Origin of the sequence: Brevibacillus nitrificans (genome assembly GCF_003710965.1) — a bacterium.
Classification (GTDB): Bacteria; Bacillota; Bacilli; order Brevibacillales; family Brevibacillaceae; genus Brevibacillus; species Brevibacillus centrosporus.
In genome coordinates this window covers 503,652-523,447 of the sequence record NZ_RHHU01000010.1, presented here as the reverse complement: position 1 = coordinate 523,447, position 19,796 = coordinate 503,652, and the positions used below count along the sequence as shown (strand labels likewise).

The following is a 19,796-nucleotide window of genomic DNA, read 5'->3' as shown; positions in this document are numbered from 1 at the left end:
CCCCCTACGTGTCTTTTGTTTAAAAGCATATATTTCCTAACGGCACGGCTCTCTTGGCACCTGTTACAGAAGGCACGTTCGATGGCCGTCCCATTAGTGTCTCATGACCCAAAATGGCAAATGCGACAGCTTCCTTCGCGTCATCCGGCATTCCGAATTGCTGGGCTGTCGTGATGTGGATTCCTGCTCCCAGTTGACTTTGCAGCATGCGAAGAAGTGTCTGGTTGTGTGCGCCTCCACCGGAGACGATCACTTCCTCCACCTTGGTTGTGGGTAAGACGAATTGTAAGTAAGCCTGGGCGATGGAGGTTGCGGTCAGTGCCGTAGCCGTTGCAATCAGATCATGTCCGCCGAGTCCAAGCTTTCCGCCCTCTGCCAGCAGCTCCTGGGCAAATGCGCGTCCGTAAACCTCGCGTCCCGTACTCTTTGGCGGCTTCATCTGATAGTACGGATCCTTCATCAGGCGACCCAGCAGTTCTTCGGAGACCATACCGGCTTCTGCCAGCTTGCCTCCTTCATCATACCGGAGTCTTCCCTCGGTCACGATCTGGACGATCTGATCCATGATCATATTTCCCGGCCCTGTATCAAAAGCGACGACTTCTTCGATGGATGCACCAGCTGGCAGTACAGTCACATTGGCGATTCCACCAATATTTTGCAGCAGCCTGCCCTTTTTCGGATCTCGGAACAGGACGTAATCCGCGTACGGTACGAGCGGTGCCCCCTCGCCATCCGCTGCCAGATCTCTCGCCCGGAAGTTCCCGACCACCGGGATACCCGTTCGTTCTGCCAGGGTAGACAGCTCCCCGATCTGCAGGGATGCGCGTACCTGCATCATGCCTGTCGGCCCGGGAAACGGTGTGCGTCCCGCAATATGCCAGATCGTTTGACCGTGCATGCAGACAGCATCGACTTCGTTTGCCGTAACCTTTGCCTGATCCATCAGCTGCTTGACAGCGTAGGCATACCACTCGGAAAGACCGTAATGAACAGCCGTGAGCTGATCGACACGCGCTGTCTCTACACTGCACAAGCTCATGACCCATTCTCGCAGTTCATCGGAATAAGGCATGTAATAAAACTCACGCAGGGCTACGTCTTCGATCTCTCCCTCATCGTTCGTCCGGATCGCCACCAGCGCAGCATCGATGCCATCCAGCGAGGTGCCAGACATAAGACCGATGAGCAAATGCTCCTTTTTTGAGCGATAATCTAGCAGTTTCGCAGGCTGATCCATGATGCACCCCTCGCTTCGCTATGAAGAATAGTGAAAATATTCGCTTGTTTCCGCTTTCATTATAAGAAATAAAATTACATCAGTCAATCTACAATTAGTAAACTTTATTTCTTTTGGAGTTAATTTTGATAGAAAAAAAGAAACGAGCCACTAGACAAAATCTAGGACTCGTTTCCCTTTTTCCATGCTCATTAAAAATCAAAGTTGTCTGGATCTGGGCCTACACGGAAGTTTTCATTCAACGCATCGATTTTCGCCATATCGTCTGCAGACAGCTCGAAGTTGAACACATCTGCGTTTTCCACGATGCGGTGCTCTTTAATCGATTTCGGAATGGTGACTACGCCGTTTTGCAAATCCCAGCGAATGATGACCTGCGCCACTGACTTCTGATGACGCTCCGCTATTTCTTTCAGCACAGGATGATCGAGCAGCTGGCCTTGCATCAAAGGAGACCACGCTTCCATCTGAATGCCATTCTCCCGGCAAAAAGCCTGCAGCTCTTTTTGGGTCAGTCGCGGATGGAATTCGATTTGATCGATCATCGGCTTCATTTCTGCGTCTTTCATCAAATCCTCGAGATGGTGCACATGGAAGTTGGACACACCGATCGCTTTTACTCTTCCTTCTTTATAGATCGTCTCCAGCGCACGCCATGCTTCTTTATACTTGCCTTCTACCGGCCAGTGAATCAGATACAGATCGAGATAGTCCAGCCCCAGCTTTTTCAGGCTTGTTTCGTAGGCTGCCAGGGTAGACTCGTAGCCGAGATCCGAATTCCATACTTTTGAGGTGATGAACAGATCCTCTCTCGCAATTCCGGCATCCTTCATCCCGAGGCGAATCCCTTCCCCTACGCCTTCTTCATTTCCGTAAATGGCAGCGGTATCGATGCTGCGGTAGCCGTTTCGGATCGCTGTGCGAACGGCATCGACAACCTCTGCTCCTTCTTCTACTTTAAACACACCCAAGCCCAGCCACGGCATTTTGACGCCGTTGTACAGTGTTGTTGTATCTTGCAAATGTTTGGTCATGAGAATGAAACCTCCTGATTGTTTGGATTGTTTTTCCTTACCCTAGACTTTCCATCCTTGCTCTCCAATACTCGGCTTATAGCGGTCAGGATGACGGCCCCGGCCACCATGATGCCTCCGACCCATGTCGTGTGAACAAGTCCGATCGTGTCCGTGATCACGCCTCCCAAGTAGGCGCCAATCGCGATGCCTGCGTTGAAGGCTGCGATGTTGATCGCGGACGCAACATCCTTCGCACTCGGTACAAACCGCTCTGCGAGAATAACCACGTACACCTGAAGACCAGGGACATTCATGAACGCCAAGATGCCCATGAAGAAGATCGTGATGAGCCCGGCTACCTTGAACGGCACAGTGGCAAACAAGACGAACAGGACGATCGCCTGAATGACGAACATGATAAGCAAGGCACTCAGTGGATTTCGGTTAGCCAGCTTTCCACCCATCATGTTGCCAATCGCGATGGCAATTCCGTATACCAGCAGGATGACAGCAACCTGTCCTGCTGTAAAGCCGGTTATATCAGTAAGCAATGGCGACAGATACGTAAAGACGACGAATGTCCCGCCATAGCCTAGGGTAGTAATGATGAACATCAGGAGCAAACGGGAATTGGTAACCAGCTTGAGCTGATCGCCAAACGTCGTTTTGACCCCTTTGCGCAGATTCGAGGGAACCAGCAGCATGTTGGCAATCATCGCAATCACTCCCACGATGACGATCGCCATAAAAGCCGTACGCCATCCGAGCTGTTGTCCCAGATACGTCCCCAGTGGCACTCCAGTCACCGTGGCGACAGTCAAACCCGTGAACATGAGTGAGATGGCACTCGCCCGGCGGTCATTGGGTACCAGGTCAGCGGCAATCGTCGAGCCGATCGACATGAACACGCCGTGAGCAAACGCGGATACGACACGCCCGATCAACAGCATCGTGATGCTGGTGGCAGTTGCTGCAATGGCATTTCCTACAAGGAAGAAAGCCATAATCCAGAAAAGCAGCATTTTTCGCGGAACTCGCGAAGTCAATGATGTGAGCACAGGTGCTCCAACGGTAACGCCTAGTGCGTATAACGTAACGGTCAGTCCTGCTGTCGTGACCGGGATTTGCAAATCTAACGAAATCAGCGGCAACAACCCGACGCTAATGAATTCAGTTGTACCGATCGCGAAAGCACTGATCGCCAAAGCCAGCAAGGCCAGCGTGCTTCGCTTTTTACTTTCAGACACGTCAATTCCTCCTTGTGAAATGAATCAATCGTTCGTTCACCTGCGAACGATCGCAAATAAATGAGTATGGTGAATACCAGCTGGCAAATGCTATTATGGGTGATAGAATTCCGAAAGAAAAGTACACACTTTTTTGTACGGTAGTTACCAAAAAGTGATATAGGTACTTTTTAGTGCCTGTCATGAAGGAAGGTATGGCTATGAAGAAAAAGAAGTACAATATCTCTGTGGAAGCCACACTTGAAGTGATCGGCGGCAAATGGAAATGTGTGATCCTCTGCCATTTGACCCATGGCGAAAAACGAACGAGCGAGCTGAAACGGCTCATGCCTGGCATCACCCAAAAAATGCTGACGCAGCAGCTGCGGGAGCTGGAAGAGGACGGGATTATCAACCGGATCGTCTATAATCAAGTTCCGCCAAAGGTCGTTTACGAGCTTAGCGAATACGGCTCGAGCCTCCGCGGCATTCTCGATACGCTGTGCGCGTGGGGGGAACGACACATCATTCGGGTGTATGGGGATACAGCGGACATGCTGGAGGATAGTATTTTAAATAAAAAGAACTGATGCGATTCTTTTCGCTCACATCCGTCCACATAATGTAAAAAGCCGATTCCAATGAATCGGCTTTTCCCTATTTCACCCTCGGTTTTTATACAAACAGGCTGATCAGATTGCCATCAGGGTCGGCGACAATCGCATAGCGCTGCCCCCAGAAAGCATCCCACGGTTCCTTATGTCCGTGGTAACCATGCCCCACCAGTTTTTCGTACAAGGCATTCAAGGCATCCGGACTCTCGCACAAAAACGCCAGCTCGATGCGATGCCCCGCAGGCTCTTCCCATCCCCCGTAAACACCCTTGGCCACCTCTACCGAGTCAAAGGCAAGACGCACACCCTCCTGCGCCACTTCTACATGCATCTCGTTGTTAGCGCTCTCCGGAATCTCCAGTCCGAGCAGACGATAAAAATCCAGTGCTCTCTTCATGTCCTGCACGACGATTCCCACCATATCGAGTTTGATTCCCATCGTATTGTGATCACTCCTTCTATTCGGGGAGGGAAAGCTCCTGTCTCACGCGTTTCGGCAGCTTTTGAAGGACCATCTCATGGGCGTGAGCGATGAGCCGCTCCCACAGTTCATGGGGAATATCTGCATCAAAGTAAATGGAATTCCAATGCGTCTTATTCATGTGATAGCCGGGTATGATCCCCTCGTAAATTTCACGCAGCTCATCCGCACGAGCCGGATCACATTTTAATGTGAGGATGTCTTTCCCTTTCGCATCGCCACCGATCATGGCGAACATTTTTCCACCGACGTGATAGCGATCACACTCCCAGTCGACCTGATAATCATAGGTACAGCCAGGCAGCTTTCGGCAGTACGCGTCCAACGTTTCCTTGTTCACCAGTCTGCTCTCCTTTCGCAGGCAGCATTTCCCGCCCTTCCTCTTGCTTCCAGTATAGCCAAAGCACGAATGCCCGACTTGTAAAAAACGGACAAGTTTACGAGCGCACTTTCTTTGGTTCGCCGGCCATAAATACGCGGGAGGGAGGTATGCCGTAGTACCGTTTAAACTCTTTTATCAAGTGAGGCTGATCAAAATAGCCGTATCGATGCGCAAGCTGCGTCAGCTGGTCCTTTGGTGTCCGGAATAGCGCTTGCAGCATGCTTTGAAAACGTATAATCTGCGCCAGCTCTTTGGGCGAGACTCCCAGCTCGTAGTGAAACATCCTGCGCAAATGCCGTTCGCTGTAGCAAATCTTTTCAGCCAGCTCCTTTACAGACAGGCTGCCGTGTGCGTCGTACAGATAGGCCATACTCGTTTGCAAAAGGTTCTCCGAGAGCGATATCTGCTGCTCCAGGCAGTTGTACAGCTTTCTTTCTACGATCGCAATCCTGCCTTTGATGTCTTGTACTTCCTGCATTTCTTCTACCAGCAAGCCCGCCTCACTCCCCCAGAGATCCTCGAGCAGGGGATGACTGCCGTGGAATGCAGAAGCCGGGTAACGCAGGAACTTCCGGACCGTCGAGGAAAAAAAGCGAATGCCAAAAAGCGATTGAGGTTCCGTGAGATGGATCACTTCAAAGCTCGTCATCAGCTCCGAGATAAACGCTCCCTTGGCCACGTTCGCAGCGCGCAAATCGACGATGATATCGATGCAGCCATCCGGAACAATGCGATGCAGCTGTGTCTGCTCCCCTGGCAAAAACTCGCTCGTCCAGTAACACGCCACATAGGGCTCCAAGCTTTTGCCAGGCTCGTACTCGCGGTATAGATAATGCGGCTGCGAAAGCCCCTTCTCAAGGATCGGCGGCTGCAGCGGGCGATTCTCGCGCTTCATGGAAACCACCTCCCTTTCCCTTTTGTTCTCGGCGCAGATTCCTAGCTCTCACGCTTCTCCTGCCTGCCGTATATCATAACGAGAATGGACTATTTTTCAAGCGAGGTGCCTGGTGTATGATCTCCTCCTCTAAATGGAGCCTCCACAAGTTCTTTGCCAAAAGCCCGCACATCCGTCCTTTTTTGCCGCCGACCTCTCTGTATCAGCCCGCTTTGCTCAGCACCTATCTGGGCAAGTACGATACCGTCTACATCAAGCCGACGAGAACGCATATGGGAAAAGGCATTTTACGCGTACAAAAGCTCGATGACGGCTATCAGTTCGTGAAGGAACGAGGGGAAGCGGTTCGCGTCTCCACTCTCGAAGAACTGCAGAAAATGCTGGATAAGCAGCTTGTGGAGAAAAATTACATCATTCAGAAAGGAATCGATCTGGCACAGTTGAATGGACGTCCCTTTGACATCCGGGTCATGATGATGCGCAACGGCCTCGGCAGGTGGCAATACGCGGGAATGCTCGCAAAAGTAGCTGGGTCTGACAGCGTGATTACCAACGTAGCCCGAGGTGGCGGCTATGCGGTCTCGGTACCTCATGCCCTGGAAAAATCACTGTCCATGGGTGCCAGCGAGATTCGCAAAATCGAACAAAATCTCATTCGACTGAGCTATCAGGTGTGTTCTCATTTCAATAAATACAGGCACTCGGCCCAAATCGGCGTCGATTTTGCCATCGACAAGCACGGGGAGATTGTGGTGATCGAGGTCAATTACGACTTTCCCTCTCATGGACTATTCGCCAAGCTCAAGGACAAAACCTACTTTCGAACGATCAAACGGCTCCATTATCAGTACCGCAATCGGGTGAAACGAAAAAAGGCAGTGAAAAAGCGGCCAGTTACGTAGATGTAGGTACGGCTCCTTTCACGACGTTTCAGCAAAAAGGAAACAACCTGAGTCGCAAGAATTCCGAACTCAGGTTTCCCTCACGCCCTGATTTCTACGAATGGGCAGGCTGCGTGCCTTCCAGCATGGAGGTGCAATTCGGGCAGCGCGTCGCTTTGATCGGAATGGATGTGATGCAATGCGGGCATTCCTTTGTCGTTACTTCCGGTTTGACCTCTGCCTGCTTGCGCTTGAAGCGGTTCAGCTGCTTGATGACCATAAAGATCGAGAAAGCGATGATCAAAAAGTCAATGATACTGTTGATGAACAAGCCGTAGTTGAGTGTCGCTGCTCCTGCAGCCTTTGCATCTTGGAGTGTCGCATAATGCGATCCGTTCAGGCTGATAAATAGATTGGAAAAATCAACTTTGCCAAGCAGCAATCCGATTAAGGGAGTAATGATGTCATTTACCAAGGAAGTCACAATCTTACCAAAGGCCCCCCCGATCACGACACCGACTGCCAGATCGAGTACATTTCCTTTCAGGGCAAACTCTTTAAACTCTTTTATCAAGGCTATCCTCTCCTCATTCCCGTTTTATACTCCAAATGCTCTACATGACGTACTTCAAAAAGTGCTCGACAAAGCGCTCATGGTCTACCTCGAGGCAGACATCGACATTTGACGCGGAAGCAGGCTGCTCCCGTCTGTCCCCAATGGTGCGCGCGTCGCTGGCACTTCCTGATGTATCGACTTGGACGTGCATCGGATATGTCGTCACAAAGCTAGGGTCAATCACAACGCCGACTGCCAGCGGATCGTGCAGACCGCAGCCGAGTACATTTCCCACCTTGGCATAGGCGTCCATATAAACCTCGCACATATCCGCGAAGAAATGGCTGATCTTCGTATCACGCTCTCGCCACTGCTGCAGATGCTCTCTCGTAAGCAGCGTCTGCATCGTGACATCCAAGCCAACCAAGGTGATGGGGATACCCGACTGAAAAACGTAGGATGCGGCTTCTGGGTCTGCACAGATGTTGGCTTCTGCTACCGGCGTGCGATTCCCTGGCACGGTCACCGCTCCCCCCATCACAACCACTCGCTCTACCAGTGAGACGATTTCTGGAGCGGCCATGATCGCAAGTGCCAGATTGGTCATGCTCCCAACGGTAATCAGCGTGATTTTCTGCGGGTGCGCTTTGATCGTCGCGATCATGAATTCAGCTGCACGCATCGCCTGTGGTGCAGCGAAAGGAAGCGGCAGCTCGACATTTCCCAATCCGTTTTCCCCATGAAACAGCTTTGCTTTTTCCTTCAGCTCACGGACGAGCGGCTTGGATGCTCCTGGATAGACCGGAATCTCACCTGCTCCTACAAGCTCCAGCACCTGCAGTGTATTTCTCGTCGCTTCCTCCACCGTGATATTGCCAAAGGTTGTCGTCACGCCACAAATCTCCAGATCAGGAGAATGTACCGCGTAGGAAAGCGCCATGGCATCGTCGATCCCCGTGTCTACGTCAATGATGACCTTTTTCATGTCTACCAGCTGCCTCCTTCTGCTCTGCAAAGTCCACGCAGCCACTCTCGGAGGGAATCTGCTTCAACAGCAGCTGCAACTTCCGTATCGACCCCCACACTCGGCTTTTTGCGCAGATCCGCCAAGACGGCTCCACGAGACAGCGTGCTGTGACACTCTATGGAAAGCTTCATCTGCTGCTTATGTATGAGTTCCGGATGGATAGCGGCGACCATCGCGCCCCATGCGTGCAGGCGGGTACTCGCCCTTAGCGCAAGTTCGCCTGCTTCTTCTGACGCCGGCAGCATTCCTTTTTGTAAGGCTGCAGCCAAAATCGCTTGCCCCTCTTCCTCTGTCAGCCGCAAACGCTCTGTCGCGTCGAGTGGGACCAGCAGCAAGGGAAAACCAGCTGCCCATACGAAAGCAGCGGCTTTTGGGTCCGCATACATATTTTTTTCCGCGACAGCCGTCACATTCCCCGGTACACGAATAGCACCCCCCTGCACAACGACCTGCTTCACTTTTTCAGGCAGTCTAGGATCGATGGCCGCTGCCTTTGCCAGATTGGTCAAGCTTCCCAGCGTGATCACGGTAAGCTCTCCCTTCCATTCCTGCGCCTTTTCAACCAACAGACGTGCTGCCCCCTGATCCTCTACTTTCGGAGTAGAAAAAAGGGAGGCACCGTCACCCATCGCAACAGGAATCTCTACACCCGGCTTTGCAAGCTTCATGCACGCAGAGATGATGGATCTTCCCCATTCCGTCTCCGTGCTGCTGCATCCGATCCCTACGATCTCCGCAGCTGGCGATTGCAACGCATACCATAAGGCGATCATTTGATCACTGCCACCGCTGCAATCGATAAACAGCTTTTTCTTTCCAGTCAATGTACTCACCTCTTACCCAGCCTCTCCTATAACCCAATCAGGCACTACCCTATGTAGGAGTATTCATACTACTTCTCGCCTATTGCATCCTGCTAGCAACTATTTTACACTTAACGATGACTTCGACAAAATCCGCCACATTTCGCAAATTTCCTGACACGACCCGTCGGCTGTCGAAGCAATGAACCATTGGTCATGAACCAACAAAGGAGACAGGGTCATGTTTTCGCTTGAATCCTCGACAAATGAACTACTTTCCCTAGCCAAAGCACAGCTCATACGTGCGCTGCATCAACACAAAACAAAGCCTTATTTGCCCATATGGGGGGAGCTCTACACCTCTTTGCGTGACATCGTGCGGCACGGCCAGCAATGGAAGGAAGACGTTCTCGTCTATCCGATGCGCCCTACCGGAACCCTTTGGTATCTGTACAAGGACAATCACTTTCTGGCTGATCTCCCTGATCCGGGCATTACCATATCCATGACTCGAGAACAGCTGTTGGAAGCACTGCTCAAAGGCAGTTTTCCTCCTCTGCATAGCGAAGATAGGTCCATCGAAGGATAGTCGATATCCAGATGGGCCTTTTTATGTATGCGGTCCGATAGACAAAAAAAAAAGCCCAGGTAGCAAACCCTGGGAAGAGGTAGTACGGAAGTAATTACGTGAATAGCTTTATTTTATATCGAAAGACTTATATCATCTAGCTGTATTTTTAGGTATATGTACCTAATTTCACCTATTACAAAATGATTCAAAAAAAGTAGGCGGCCCTCCTGCACAGTTTGGGTGCCGCCATCCCGAACTTCCCCAAGTTCGTTCATACAGGCATTGTACTATGAATCTCTGATATCGAAAAGTGTCAGGTTTTGTTTTATATCAAAATATTGAAAAAATCGATAGCTTTGTCCAAGATTTTATGAAAGTGCCCTGGTTCTGTGTGTAGAGCCAGGGCAGCTTCTTTATTTGTTATCGCCACCTACCGCATCAGCTGCCCTAGGCCCAAAGAGAATGTACAGATAGACGTATTGACTTACACTCACTCTGGGAAAAACAAACGCGATGCTCGTCTTGCCTTCCATTTGCCTGACCATATACCGCAGGTTGCTCGTTTTGATCTTTTTCATAATGCGGGACGCTTCTCGCCACGTTACGGAAAATTGGACGTTTTTTTCCATCAGCCATACACCTCACGCGGCTAGTATGCCCGAATTGGAAAAATCCAACACCTGGTGTCATTCGTAACGCAGCGCATCAATTGGTTTTAACTGTGCTGCTTTTCGAGCCGGATAGACCCCAAAAACGACCCCTACCAGCGAAGATGTCAAGAACGCATAGAGAATAGGGGATACACTAATCGCGGTCGTCATGCCACCGAACTTGCTGATCAGTAGAGCTGCCCCCACGCCGATCACGATTCCGACAATTCCCCCGATGAGACTGAGCGTCACTGCCTCGATCAAAAACTGGCGCATGATGTCTCCCCGTTTTGCCCCAATCGCTTTGCGGATACCGATTTCTCGCGTGCGCTCTGTGACAGAGACAAGCATAATATTCATGACACCGATCCCGCCGACAATCAAGGAAATCGCGGCAATCCCTGACAACAACGCGGTCATGGAGCTGGATACCTCCTGTGCCGTGCTGAGAATGTCAGACTGGGAGGTAATGCGGAAGTCGTCTGCTGCTTGCGGTCGGAGATTGTGCTTGGAACGCAGCGTGCTCTGAATGTCTGCCTGCGCCTGCTCCATCTGATCTGCTGAAGCCGCTGATACATAGATGGTTCCCACGTTTTTGCCACCCGTCAGCCGACTCATCGCCGTGGTGATCGGGATGAGGATTCTGTCGTCGTTGTTCGTCATCCCGGAGCTTCCCTGGCTTTTTAAAACCCCGATAATCGTAAACGGTATCCGGTTGATTTGCACCGTCTGCCCAATCGGGTTGGTGCTATTGTTCGCAAACAGATTGTTGGCTACCTCGGTTCCGATTACCGCAACGTTGAACTGCTGCTTGACCTCAAAGTTGGAAAAGAAGCGCCCGCTCTCCACCTGCGCGTTTCGCACCTGCAAAAACGCAGCTGTCGTCCCTTCCAAGGAGCTGGAGTAGTTGCTTGCTCCCCAGACAATCTGGGCTCTCCCGTTGACGCTCGGTGCGACACCAGACACGGACTCCTTCTGCTCGATCGCTTCGGCGTCCGCCAGTGTCAGCGTATTGAGAGAACCCGCTCCCAGATTGACTCTCCCCTGCGTCGCCTGTCCCGGCGATACGATCAACAGATTACTCCCCAGCCCATTGATCTGGGAAGCCACACTGCTGGATGTCCCTTCTCCGATTGCGACCATCGCGATCACGGCTGCGACCCCGATGATAATACCGAGCATAGTGAGAATGGAGCGCAAACCATTGGCTCTGATGCTTCGAAATGAGATGCGTACACACTCGATAAAACTCATCGCTTCACTTCCTCTAAAAACGCTCTTCTACGCTTCGATACCACTTCATTGGAGACGATTTGCCCATCCCGAAAACGGACGATCCGCTTGGCGTATTCTGCGATATCCGGCTCATGCGTTACGAGAATCACCGTCTTGCCGGCGTCGTTTAGCTGCTGAAAGATCCCCATGATCTCTTCACTGGTCCGGGTATCCAAAGCCCCCGTCGGCTCATCTGCCAGCAAAATCACAGGGTCGTTGACCAACGCTCGTGCGATGGATACACGTTGCTGTTGTCCACCGGAGAGTTCGTTGGGTTTGTTGTTCAGCCGCTCTTCCAAACCTACATCGACCAAAGCTTGAATGGCTCTCTCTCGTCTTTCCCGAGCAGGTGTGCCTCCATACAAAAGCGGAAGCTCCACATTTTCTACCGCTGTCGTACGCGGCAGCAGATTAAAGTTTTGAAAGACGAACCCGATTTTTCGATTGCGAATCACAGCAAGCTCGTCATCGTGAGCTTCCGATACGGGATAGCCATCCAGGTAAAACTCCCCGGAGGTCGGTTTATCCAGACAACCGATCACGTTCATCATCGAGGATTTGCCTGAGCCGGACGGGCCCATGATCGCGACGAAATCTCCTTCCTCGATCGTCAGGCTGACACCTCGCAGCGCTTGAATTTCCTGATCTCCGATGCGGTACAGCTTTTTTAGGTCCTCGATTTGTATGACTGGTTTCATTTTCTATCGACCTCTCATTCCGCCGCCTCCCCCGCTTGGGAAGCCACCACCCATTCCTCCACCGAAGCCGCCCATGCCGCCGCCTAAGCCGCCCATTCGGCTGGAGTTTTGATTTGTCGAGGAAGAGGTCGCTGTATTCGCCAGGATGACGACTTTGTCCCCTTCGCTCAAACCTTCTGTAATTTCTACGCGATCTGAAGCAAAAAAGCCGATCTTCACGGGCTGAAAGCGATACTGTCTTGCCGCATTTCCTGCGTTCCCGCCGTTGCCGCCGCTTCGCGTGTTACCGGCGTTCTCTGTACCGCCTTTGCCTCGCGCATTGCCTGTGTTCTCTGCATTTTCAGTAGTAGCCGTATTGCCTGCCGTGTACAGATAGACACCGTCTTTCCCGTTCAGCGTTTGCAGGGCTTGAGCCGGAACGACCAGAACGTTCTGATGGGTACCGATTTCGATGGAGACATTCATATTCATCCCGATTTTCAGCATCCCATCCTTATTGGCTACCGACAGCAGGACATCGTAGGTCGTCACCCCGGATTCTGTCTTCGCCTCCGGATACACCAGCTTCACACTGCCGGTAAAGGTTTCGTCCGGATACGAGCTCGTCGTAAAGTTGACCTTCAGCCCTTCCTTCACTTTTCCGATGTCGCTTTGGCTAATTTGTGCCATGACTTCCAGATTTCCTGAGTTGGAGTTGTCCATAATGATGAAATCACTGCCGGGTATTTCGCCAACATTCCCATTCAGCTGTACGATCACTCCGTCCATCGGCGCTTTTAACGTTACGGCATTCAACGCCTTCTGGGCTTGCTGGAGCTGCGCTTTCGCCTGCTCTACCGCCGCCTTTGCCGACAGAACCGTCGATGCGTCTGGCCCTTCGTTGGCTTCATTGACAGCTTCTACAGCCGTATCATAAGCAGCCTGTGCCTGCTCGATTTTGCTGCCGGATTGGCCTTTGGTCTGGCTTGCTGTCAACACAGCGGTATTGTAGTCCCGCTGAGCAGAATCAAGATCGGTCTGCGCCGCATCGTACTCCGTCTTGGAAATCGCTCCTGCTTCATAGAGCGCTTTTTGGGAGGTATACGTTTTCTGTGCATTTTGCAGGGCAGTTTTCGCCTTTGCTTCATCGTTGGTCGCTTTTTGCGAATCGATCGACTGCTTCGCCTGGTCCAGCTCGATCTTCGCCTGATTGACCGCTGCTAGCAGCGTCTTCATCTCCGCCGAGGTTTTGCGTTTCTGCGCTTCCTCCAGCTTCGCCTGGGCCGATAACAGGTTTGCTTGCGCATTGGTTACCTGAATTTGCGCTACAGAATCATCCATCGTCGCGAGCACTTGGCCGGCTTTGACCTGATCGCCTACCCCTACCTTGATGGAGGAAATCGCATCCTTGGCGTCCTCGGCATCCGAAAAGGACAAGGAAGTACGCTTCGATGCCTGTACAGCACCTGATGCCAAAACCGTCTCCGAGACGTCACCTCTTTGTACATTCACGACCTGAAAGGCAGCCTGTGCTCTGCTCGGTGTTGAGAGAGACTGATAGCCGTACACCCCTCCTCCGATCAGTACGACTGCCAACCCTACTATGATCCATCGCTTTTTGTTCGTTCTCCCTTTGGAGAAAAACGTGCGTTTCTTATCGGTCTGGGTCACTTTTCAAACTCCTCCCGTGGCTTTCTTGTTTGTTGCTAGTAGCATCTGATGGGATCAATATACGGAAGAAATACGTCAGCATCGCGTCAGATTTGAGGAATGAATGGTGAAAAAAACGACCCTGCCAAAAAAGGCAGAGCCGTTTTCCTTCCAACACTATTTTCGTAGAATCAACGTAAAGGTCGTCCCTTGTTCCGAGCTTTGGGTCAGCACCAGATTTCCGCCCAATGCCTGCGCGATCATCCGGCTAAAGGACAGTCCAAGGCCAAGCCCCCGCACCGTATGCTTCTTCTCCTCTCCTCGATAGAAGCGATCGAATACATACGGCTGCTCGGACAAGGGAATGCCCATCCCATCGTCCTGCACGACGATCAAAATCTCTTGATCCGTCTCGGACAAGCGCACATCAATCCGTCCGCCAGGGCCTGTAGCCTGGGTAGCGTTGTTCAGCAAATTGTACAGCACCTGCTGGATGCGCAGGGGATCTGCCTGGGCAACGATGGTCTTTTCCGGCTTTTCAACCTGCAGCATCAGCGTGTCGTCTTCTTGACCAATCCGCCATTGATGCGTGATTTCCTGGACCAGCTCGTGAATGTTTTGGCTCTCCAGGCGAATACGAATATCCCCTACCGCAAACGAATTGAAATCGAGCAGATCTTCTACCATCTTTTGCAGGCGAGCCGTTTCCTTCGAGCAGATTTCCAAAAACTCTTTGGCTTCCACGCCACTGACGATATCATCCTTGACCGCCTGCACCAAACCGCTGATCGAGGTGACAGGCGTTTTCAGCTCGTGTGTTACTCCTGCGAGCAGCTCAGTCCGCATCATTTCCAGCTGGCGCAGACGATCCGCCATCTCTTTGAAGGAGTGAATCAGCTCGTAGATTTCGGTTTCCCGACTGCTTTTTTCCAGATGAATATCGTAGTCGCCTGTGACGATTTGCTTGGCCGCATCCGCCACGTCCTTGATCGGCTGAGACAGCTTTTTCGTCAGCAGGTAGATGACGAGCCAACCGAGCAAGCCCAGACTGACCAGCATGATAAAGAGCAGCTGAAACTCCGTGGTGCTGCGAATCATTTCTTTTTGCGGGGAGAACAGGACGACCCAGCCGATCTGCTTCTGCTGGTACGTAATCGCCCGCTTCACAAAAAGCAGTTCTTCTCCGCGCGAGGAAGTCAGCTCTGTAACGTCCTCCTTTGCACCCACTACTTCAGCCGCTCTCTTGGACAGCTCGCTGGCAAAGGGACCTGGGCCATCGAATAAGGAGCGTTTGTCCGCGTCAAGAATGATCATGGATGGCTTGTAGCTCAGCCGCAGGGATTCCTGTCGGCTATCCAAAATCCGAAACAGGAACGGCGCAATTTTGATGTTCCCTTCGCTGTCAACCACGCGCTCTGAAATTTCCGCTGCCGTCAGCCTCATAAAATCCAGACGTTTTTGCTTCTCGTTATAGGTGATCCACAGGCTGGAGGCAATTCCTACGACTAACAACCCGATGCATAGTGTAATGAGATAGCGTGTCGTCCAGTAGCGGAACAGCGTCGTTTGCTTTTCTTTACTCATACACACACAGCTTGTAGCCCAGTCCGCGATAGGTGCGAATTTCTCCCTCTGAGGCTGGCCAGTTCTCCAGTGATCTGCGGATGCGCTTGATCGCCAGGTCCACGGCGCGGTCGCTTCCTTCGTAATCCATCCCCCACACCTGCTCAATCAACTGCTCTCTGGTAAACGTCTGGTTCTTGTATTGCGCCAAAAACAGAAACAAGGAGAGATCTTTTGGGGTGAAGGCCAATTCAATTCCGTGCAAGGTGACGGTATACGCCTTGAAGTCTACCTTCAGGCTGCCGAACTGCTTGAGGGAATTGCCCCGGGTAATATTCGTCGATCGGCGCAGCACCGCCTGGACACGGGCAACGACCTCATCGGCGATGAACGGCTTGGTGATGTAGTCGTCTGCCCCCTGGTGCAAGCCCATCAGTTTATTGTCTATTTGTCCCAGTGCCGTCAGCATGATCACCGGGCACGAGCTCTTTTTTCGTATGTATTCCAAAATGCTCCAGCCGCTCCTGCCTGGAAGCATCACATCCAGCAAAACCAGTGCGGGGCTTCCCGCATCAAATTTTCGGACGGCCTCTTCGCCGGTAAACGCCTGCTCTACCTGAAACTGGCTCTTTTCCAGGTACGCCTTCAAGACGCGAGAGATCGGCAGTTCGTCCTCCACAATCAGGATGTTTTTCATTCCGGCTTCACTCCTCTCTCGATTGCACAGACTCTCCTCTTAGCGTATGAGAGGAATATGTCAAGCAGATGTCTGGATGGAATCCTCTTTCCCTATTAAAATGAGAGAAAACAGCTAGGATCAGGAGGGCTTTTCCAATCATGATTCATTTGACAGAGGAAGAAAAAATCGGATTGTACAAAGCGATCAGCAATCGCCGGGATATCCGCTCGTTTCGCAGCGACCCCATTGAGTCTGAAAAATTGACCATGATCTTCTCGGCTGCTCATCACGCCCCTTCCGTCGGGTTTATGCAGCCATGGAATTTTATTCTGGTTACCGCGGATTCCCTCAAGCGCGAACTCGCGGACAGTGCGGATAAAGAGCGGCGTGCGCTGGCCATTCACTATGAAGGAACAGGCCGCGAATCTTCCTTCTTGGAGCTGAAAATACAAGGAATCAAGGAAGCGCCCGTTACGATCTGTGTGACCTGTGATCCAACCCGTGGCGGTGACCACGTTCTCGGGCGAAACTCGATCCCCGAGACAGATATCATGTCCGTCAGCTGCGCCATTCAAAACATGTGGCTCGCGGCTTATGCGGAAGGCCTCGCTATGGGGTGGGTCAGTTTTTACAAAAAATCCGACGTTCGCCGAATACTGGACATCCCGCCGCACATTGATCCTGTCGCTTTGCTGTCCATTGGCTATACGGACCATTACCCGGATCGTCCATTGCTGGAAATTCACCAGTGGGAAAAACGGCAGGAGCTGCAAAAGCTCATTTTCCGGGAACGCTGGGGACAAAGTTCGTCTTAGCGCGTACACGAGCCGTAACAAAAAAATGGGCTGCTTGCGTACAAGCAACCCAATGAGTAGAGGGGTAGTTACGAAATACACTTACCTCCCAGACGTAGCTACCCTCCATGAAAGTTTCAGAACATTGCCTACTTACGAATATGGAACTACACAAATGAGTGGATACTCCCAAAGCTGCAAAGGTCAACTAGGAACGCGGTCGCGTCCGATTGGTGGGAATCGCCTGCAGTGGATCATCCGGCCAATAATGCTTTGGATAGCGTCCCTTCAAATCTTTCTTCACTTCGAAATACGTGTTCTGCCAAAAGCTCGCCAAGTCTCTCGTCACTTGTACAGGACGCTGGGCGGGTGACAGCAAATGAAGCGTCAGCGGTATGCGGCCCATGCCGATGCGGGGCGTCTGGCTCCAGCCAAACAGCTCTTGTAAACGAACGGATAGAACAGGCGACTGCGGACTGCTATAGTCGATCGGGATTCGAGAGCCGCTGGGAACCACGATATGGGTCGGAGCATGCTCGTCCAGCTCACGCCGCTGCTTCCAGCTCAGCATCGCTTCCAAAATCGCGGTAAGGGAGAGGCGAGACAGATCATCCCGGCTTCTGCAGCCATGCACATGCGGTCCCAGCCACTCTTCCAGTGCTGCGAGCAAGGCTTCGTCCGATACATCCGGCCAGGCGCTGTCCAAGCGATGCATAAAGACGAGCCTCTCCTGCATCTGACGGGCAGAACGGTTCCACGGCAAGAGACCAAGCCCCTCCGAAGCAATCCCGCTCAGTAAAGCTGCGGTCACCGCCTCAGGATCTGCCTGGGAAGCAGGTGTCTCACGCAAGATCAACGCCCCAAGCCTCTTTCGCTTGCGAGCCCGCACCGATTGAGACGATTTTTCCCACCATACGGCCGTCTCTTCCTCGATGCTCTTCACGCAGACCTCTTCCAGCTGGGCTTCTGTCACACTGGCTGCCAGCACAATGCGGCTGTCTGTCCCTTGATCATCCAGCTCTGCCGCTACGATGTACGGGGCATAAGCCAAGGCTTGCTCAGATGCGAATACTGCCCCTCGTCCATTGCGAAGCAAATACTTTCCGCTATCCCTGCGTTGTCCGATTCGATCGGGATAGGCTTCTGCCAGCAAGGAACCGATCTGGCTGAGCGGATCTCCCGCTTCGTAGTTCTCCTTTTGCCTGTTGACCCATCTCTGTTTGAAATGGCTAGCCTCCTGCCAGATTCTTTGGCAGGCACCTTCGTCCACTGCCACGCCAGCCAGACTTGCCACTCCCTTCTGGCCAACGGAGCGCAAGGCTTCCAGCCGCAGACGCAAATCAGCATCGAGATGAGCCCTTCCACGCAAAATATCGCGCTCTCCTAGCAGCGCTGCCAGCTCACACGCCACTTCTGTCAGTCCTCTGTCCGTTGCTGCCCGAATCATATGGGCGATCCGCGGATGCAGCCCCATTTCCACGAGTTCTCTACCATGCGATGTGATTTTTCTGCCAGAATCCATGGCACCTAACTGAATCAACAGCTCCTGCGCATGCTCAAGCGCTGCTTTTGGCGGTTCGTCCAGCCATGCCAGCTCAGCAGGATCATCGACACCCCATGCAGCCAGCTCCAGTGCTAGAGAGGTCAAATCCGCCTCTCTGATCTCCGGTGTGGTATGCGCGGTGAGCCCACGCTGCTCCTGCTCCGTCCACATCCGATAGCACACACCTTTTGCAAGACGTCCGGCGCGGCCTCTGCGCTGGTCTGCCGAAGCTTTGGAGACCCGAGTCGTCTCCAGACGCGTCATCCCTGTTCGCGGCGAGAATCGCGGTACCCGCATCAAGCCGCTGTCGATGACAATCCTCACACCTTCCACCGTCAAGCTTGTTTCGGCGATCGATGTGGCGAGAACAATTTTTCGCTGCCCAGCTACACCGGGTTGGATGGCCATATCTTGTGCATCCTGCGACAGGGCACCATAGAGAGGAGCTACGACGGTATTCGCCGGCAAGCTGCTCTCCAGCAAGCCTGCCTCCACTCTTCGAATCTCTTTCGCACCTGGGAGAAAGACCAGGATGTCCCCTTCGTCCTGTGTCAGCGCCTCTCGAATCTTTTGGACGACATTTGGCTCCAAGCGCCCGGACATCTGCCGGTTGAGATACCTCGTTTCTACCGGATAAGCTCGCCCCTCACTCTGAATGACAGGCACTCCCCCCAGCATCTCGGCTACAGCCGCTGCATCGAGGGTAGCCGACATGACAACCATACGCAGGTCCTCTCGAAACAGATTTTGCGTTTGCAGACTAAGTGCCAGTCCAAGATCGGCGTGGAGACTTCTCTCATGAAACTCGTCAAACAGGATGAGTCCGACATCCTCCAACGCAGGATCTGCCTGCAGCATCCGCGTGAGCACGCCTTCTGTAATCACCTCGATTCGCGTACGGGGGCCTACCTTTGCCTCCATTTTCACCCGGCAGCCGACCGTCTCTCCTACCTGCTCCCCGAGTGCTTGTGCCATATATCGCGCGGAAGTCCTCGCAGCCAGGCGCCGGGGCTCCAGCAGGAGAATCCGACGCCCTGCAAGCCACGGCTCATCTCGCAGCGCCAGTGGGACGCGTGTCGTTTTGCCTGCTCCCGGTGCTGCGACGAGAACGGCGTTTGGATGCTCCCGAAGCCTCGCGATCAAGGATGGCATGATTTCTTCAATAGGAAGTTGCATTCATCTTTCACCTCTTGCCAAACAGCTTCATCCTCTCATCTTACACACCTTCCCTCGCAGCAAAAAGACTCTTGTAAATGACAGAATAGTCAAACAA

The 19,796-nt window shown here is 52.5% G+C and carries 20 protein-coding genes; 4 read left to right on the top strand and 16 right to left on the bottom strand.

Going from position 1 to position 19,796, the window contains the following annotated elements; translation table 11 throughout:
* Nucleotides 1-19: 19 nt before the first annotated feature.
* The 3 genes from EDM59_RS16065 to EDM59_RS16055 form a co-directional block, all read right to left on the bottom strand.
* The gene (locus EDM59_RS16065) at nt 20-1,240 is read right to left on the bottom strand and encodes an anhydro-N-acetylmuramic acid kinase (protein WP_122924520.1); all 1,221 of its coding nucleotides are present in this window, start codon (nt 1,238-1,240) and stop codon (nt 20-22) included.
* Nucleotides 1,241-1,431: 191 nt separating this feature from the next.
* Nucleotides 1,432-2,274 carry an aldo/keto reductase gene (locus EDM59_RS16060; protein ID WP_122924519.1) on the bottom strand — a complete coding sequence of 281 codons (843 nt, stop codon included), beginning with the start codon at nt 2,272-2,274 and terminating at the stop codon, nt 1,432-1,434.
* Complete coding sequence (locus tag EDM59_RS16055) at nt 2,271-3,503, bottom strand: MFS transporter (RefSeq protein WP_122924518.1); 1,233 nt, start codon at nt 3,501-3,503, stop codon at nt 2,271-2,273. The genes EDM59_RS16060 and EDM59_RS16055 overlap by 4 nt, the downstream gene beginning before the upstream one ends.
* 200 nt (nt 3,504-3,703) lie before the next feature.
* Here EDM59_RS16055 and EDM59_RS16050 point away from each other — a divergent pair, with 200 nt between their 5' ends.
* On the top strand, nt 3,704-4,072 hold the full coding sequence (locus EDM59_RS16050) for a winged helix-turn-helix transcriptional regulator (protein WP_122924517.1): 369 nt from the start codon (nt 3,704-3,706) through the stop codon (nt 4,070-4,072).
* Between the two features lie 85 nt (nt 4,073-4,157).
* On the opposite strand, the gene EDM59_RS16045 is transcribed toward EDM59_RS16050, so the two are convergent.
* The 3 genes from EDM59_RS16045 to EDM59_RS16035 form a co-directional block, all read right to left on the bottom strand.
* Entirely contained in the window at nt 4,158-4,535 is a 378-nt protein-coding gene (locus EDM59_RS16045) for a VOC family protein (RefSeq protein WP_122924516.1), read from the bottom strand.
* Nucleotides 4,536-4,554: 19 nt separating this feature from the next.
* Entirely contained in the window at nt 4,555-4,917 is a 363-nt protein-coding gene (locus tag EDM59_RS16040; protein ID WP_122924515.1) for an MmcQ/YjbR family DNA-binding protein, read from the bottom strand.
* Nucleotides 4,918-5,014: 97 nt separating this feature from the next.
* Nucleotides 5,015-5,854: a helix-turn-helix transcriptional regulator gene (locus EDM59_RS16035; RefSeq protein WP_122924514.1), complete on the bottom strand. Its 840-nt coding sequence runs from the start codon at nt 5,852-5,854 to the stop codon at nt 5,015-5,017.
* Between the two features lie 116 nt (nt 5,855-5,970).
* On the opposite strand from EDM59_RS16035, the gene EDM59_RS16030 reads away from it, so the two are divergent.
* Nucleotides 5,971-6,756, top strand: coding sequence for a YheC/YheD family protein (locus EDM59_RS16030; RefSeq protein WP_122924513.1), 786 nt, complete (start codon nt 5,971-5,973; stop codon nt 6,754-6,756).
* Between the two features lie 94 nt (nt 6,757-6,850).
* Here EDM59_RS16030 and mscL read toward each other — a convergent pair whose 3' ends face one another.
* Genes mscL through EDM59_RS16015 form a run of 3 tightly spaced genes read right to left on the bottom strand, consistent with a single transcriptional unit; the run spans nt 6,851 to nt 9,151 of the window.
* Entirely contained in the window at nt 6,851-7,309 is a 459-nt protein-coding gene (mscL, locus tag EDM59_RS16025; protein WP_122924512.1) for a large conductance mechanosensitive channel protein MscL, read from the bottom strand.
* A 40-nt stretch (nt 7,310-7,349) separates the two neighbouring features.
* Nucleotides 7,350-8,276 (bottom strand): nucleoside hydrolase, encoded by a 927-nt coding sequence (locus EDM59_RS16020; RefSeq protein ID WP_122924511.1) that lies wholly within the window; start codon nt 8,274-8,276, stop codon nt 7,350-7,352.
* 2 nt (nt 8,277-8,278) lie between these two features.
* Nucleotides 8,279-9,151, bottom strand: a complete 873-nt coding sequence (locus EDM59_RS16015; RefSeq protein ID WP_148040845.1) for a nucleoside hydrolase — start codon at nt 9,149-9,151, stop codon at nt 8,279-8,281.
* Between the two features lie 211 nt (nt 9,152-9,362).
* On the opposite strand from EDM59_RS16015, the gene EDM59_RS16010 reads away from it, so the two are divergent.
* The gene (locus EDM59_RS16010) at nt 9,363-9,710 is read left to right on the top strand and encodes a hypothetical protein (protein WP_122924509.1); all 348 of its coding nucleotides are present in this window, start codon (nt 9,363-9,365) and stop codon (nt 9,708-9,710) included.
* A 395-nt stretch (nt 9,711-10,105) separates the two neighbouring features.
* Here EDM59_RS16010 and EDM59_RS16005 read toward each other — a convergent pair whose 3' ends face one another.
* The 6 genes from EDM59_RS16005 to EDM59_RS15980 all read right to left on the bottom strand — a co-directional run bounded on the left by EDM59_RS16005 (nt 10,106) and on the right by EDM59_RS15980 (nt 16,204).
* Nucleotides 10,106-10,321 carry a hypothetical protein gene (locus tag EDM59_RS16005; protein WP_092265964.1) on the bottom strand — a complete coding sequence of 72 codons (216 nt, stop codon included), beginning with the start codon at nt 10,319-10,321 and terminating at the stop codon, nt 10,106-10,108.
* A 57-nt stretch (nt 10,322-10,378) separates the two neighbouring features.
* Nucleotides 10,379-11,596: an ABC transporter permease gene (locus EDM59_RS16000; RefSeq protein WP_122924508.1), complete on the bottom strand. Its 1,218-nt coding sequence runs from the start codon at nt 11,594-11,596 to the stop codon at nt 10,379-10,381.
* On the bottom strand, nt 11,593-12,315 hold the full coding sequence (locus EDM59_RS15995; protein WP_122924507.1) for an ABC transporter ATP-binding protein: 723 nt from the start codon (nt 12,313-12,315) through the stop codon (nt 11,593-11,595). Before EDM59_RS15995 ends, EDM59_RS16000 begins: the two co-directional genes overlap by 4 nt.
* 3 nt (nt 12,316-12,318) lie before the next feature.
* Nucleotides 12,319-13,965, bottom strand: a complete 1,647-nt coding sequence (locus EDM59_RS15990; RefSeq protein ID WP_122924506.1) for an efflux RND transporter periplasmic adaptor subunit — start codon at nt 13,963-13,965, stop codon at nt 12,319-12,321.
* Between the two features lie 156 nt (nt 13,966-14,121).
* Nucleotides 14,122-15,528 (bottom strand): HAMP domain-containing sensor histidine kinase, encoded by a 1,407-nt coding sequence (locus tag EDM59_RS15985; RefSeq protein ID WP_122924505.1) that lies wholly within the window; start codon nt 15,526-15,528, stop codon nt 14,122-14,124.
* Nucleotides 15,521-16,204 (bottom strand): response regulator transcription factor, encoded by a 684-nt coding sequence (locus tag EDM59_RS15980; protein ID WP_122924504.1) that lies wholly within the window; start codon nt 16,202-16,204, stop codon nt 15,521-15,523. Before EDM59_RS15980 ends, EDM59_RS15985 begins: the two co-directional genes overlap by 8 nt.
* Nucleotides 16,205-16,344: 140 nt before the next feature.
* On the opposite strand from EDM59_RS15980, the gene bluB reads away from it, so the two are divergent.
* Nucleotides 16,345-17,001: a 5,6-dimethylbenzimidazole synthase gene (gene bluB / locus EDM59_RS15975; RefSeq protein WP_122924503.1), complete on the top strand. Its 657-nt coding sequence runs from the start codon at nt 16,345-16,347 to the stop codon at nt 16,999-17,001.
* A gap of 187 nt (nt 17,002-17,188) precedes the next feature.
* On the opposite strand, the gene hrpB is transcribed toward bluB, so the two are convergent.
* On the bottom strand, nt 17,189-19,699 hold the full coding sequence (gene hrpB, locus EDM59_RS15970) for an ATP-dependent helicase HrpB (protein WP_122924502.1): 2,511 nt from the start codon (nt 19,697-19,699) through the stop codon (nt 17,189-17,191).
* Nucleotides 19,700-19,796 lie beyond the last annotated feature (97 nt).

Excerpts from the sequence above, each read along its gene's own strand:
- EDM59_RS16065 (WP_122924520.1), bottom strand. The coding sequence starts at position 1,240 with ATGGATCAGCCTGCGAAACTGCTAGATTATCGCTCAAAAAAGGAGCAT.
- EDM59_RS16060 (WP_122924519.1), bottom strand. The coding sequence starts at position 2,274 with ATGACCAAACATTTGCAAGATACAACAACACTGTACAACGGCGTCAAA.
- EDM59_RS16050 (WP_122924517.1), top strand. The coding sequence starts at position 3,704 with ATGAAGAAAAAGAAGTACAATATCTCTGTGGAAGCCACACTTGAAGTG.
- EDM59_RS16045 (WP_122924516.1), bottom strand. The coding sequence starts at position 4,535 with ATGGGAATCAAACTCGATATGGTGGGAATCGTCGTGCAGGACATGAAG.
- EDM59_RS16035 (WP_122924514.1), bottom strand. The coding sequence starts at position 5,854 with ATGAAGCGCGAGAATCGCCCGCTGCAGCCGCCGATCCTTGAGAAGGGG.
- EDM59_RS16030 (WP_122924513.1), top strand. The coding sequence starts at position 5,971 with ATGATCTCCTCCTCTAAATGGAGCCTCCACAAGTTCTTTGCCAAAAGC.
- EDM59_RS16020 (WP_122924511.1), bottom strand. The coding sequence starts at position 8,276 with ATGAAAAAGGTCATCATTGACGTAGACACGGGGATCGACGATGCCATG.
- EDM59_RS16010 (WP_122924509.1), top strand. The coding sequence starts at position 9,363 with ATGTTTTCGCTTGAATCCTCGACAAATGAACTACTTTCCCTAGCCAAA.
- EDM59_RS16005 (WP_092265964.1), bottom strand. The coding sequence starts at position 10,321 with ATGGAAAAAAACGTCCAATTTTCCGTAACGTGGCGAGAAGCGTCCCGC.
- EDM59_RS16000 (WP_122924508.1), bottom strand. The coding sequence starts at position 11,596 with ATGAGTTTTATCGAGTGTGTACGCATCTCATTTCGAAGCATCAGAGCC.
- EDM59_RS15995 (WP_122924507.1), bottom strand. The coding sequence starts at position 12,315 with ATGAAACCAGTCATACAAATCGAGGACCTAAAAAAGCTGTACCGCATC.
- EDM59_RS15985 (WP_122924505.1), bottom strand. The coding sequence starts at position 15,528 with ATGAGTAAAGAAAAGCAAACGACGCTGTTCCGCTACTGGACGACACGC.
- EDM59_RS15980 (WP_122924504.1), bottom strand. The coding sequence starts at position 16,204 with ATGAAAAACATCCTGATTGTGGAGGACGAACTGCCGATCTCTCGCGTC.
- bluB (WP_122924503.1), top strand. The coding sequence starts at position 16,345 with ATGATTCATTTGACAGAGGAAGAAAAAATCGGATTGTACAAAGCGATC.
- hrpB (WP_122924502.1), bottom strand. The coding sequence starts at position 19,699 with ATGCAACTTCCTATTGAAGAAATCATGCCATCCTTGATCGCGAGGCTT.